This is a genomic window from Streptomyces sp. MnatMP-M17 (assembly GCF_900091995.1).
Classification (GTDB): Bacteria; Actinomycetota; Actinomycetes; order Streptomycetales; family Streptomycetaceae; genus Streptomyces.
Window position 1 is genome coordinate 1 of the sequence record NZ_FMDK01001290.1, and the last position, 1,005, is coordinate 1,005.

Genomic DNA, 1,005 nt, shown 5'->3' on the forward strand with positions numbered 1-1,005 from the left:
GGCGGCCGACGGCGCGGGCACGTCCTCGTTCAGATGCCGGTAGAGCACCTGCGCGGGAGTGTCCCCGCCGTGCGGCTTGGCACCGGTCAGCATCTCGTGGAGGACGACGCCGCAGGCGTACACATCGACCCGGGTGTCGGACGTGCCGTACTCGATCTGTTCGGGCGCGAGATACGACACGGTGCCGAGCACGGTCCCGGTCGTATTGGTGACATCTCCTACGGCCCGTACGAGCCCGAAGTCCGCGACCTTGACCCGGCCGTCCTCCCCGATCAGCACGTTCTCCGGCTTCATGTCCCGGTGAACGAACCCGGCCCGGTGGGCCGCGCCGAGCGCGGCGAGCACGGGCTCCAGGATGTCCAGCGCGGCCCGCGGCTGGAGCGCGCCGCGCTCACGCAGCACATCGCGCAGTGTGCAGCCCGCGACATACTCCATCGCCTGATAGACATACGCGCCCTGCGCGCCCTGGTCGAAGACCGCGACCACATTGGGATGCGCCAGCCGGGCCACGGACTTGGCCTCACGGATGAACCGCTCCACGAAGGCGACGTCGGCGGCGAGCGCCGGATGCATCACCTTGAGCGCCAGGACCCGGTCAAGCCGGGTGTCGACGGCCCGGTACACCGTGGCCATGCCACCGACGGCGATACGCGCGTCAACGCGATAACGCCCGTCGAGTACCTGCCCGACGATGGGATCGTGAAGGGTCGTATCCACGAACCTGAGTCTACGGTGCGGGTTCCGGCGGGGTCCGCGGTGCGCGGCACCCACCAAGCCCGTCGGGCGTTTGAGGACGGAACCGTCGGCCCGAAAATCAAGCCCGTCCGGCGTTTGAGGACGAAACGGCCGGCCGGACGGACCCGGCACGCACCCGCTAGGTGAACGCCGGTCGTTCGGGGTCCAGGGCCGCCCGGCCGTCCGTTGGCGACGACGCCGTCGCGAAGTGGCGGCGGGGGATTCGGCCCGCCCGGCGCGCCAGCCGACCCGCCTCCACCGCGTGCCGCA

1 protein-coding gene and 1 pseudogene are annotated in these 1,005 nt (G+C 70.8%); both read right to left on the bottom strand.

The window, feature by feature from the left end; all coding sequences use genetic code 11:
• Positions 1 to 717, bottom strand: a 717-nt coding sequence (locus tag GA0115259_RS38655; protein WP_141716919.1) for a protein kinase domain-containing protein, incomplete at its 3' end; no start/stop codon positions are given.
• A 157-nt stretch (positions 718 to 874) separates the two neighbouring features.
• Positions 875 to 1,005 (bottom strand): annotated as a pseudogene (locus GA0115259_RS39505) (thiazole synthase); the annotation flags it as partial.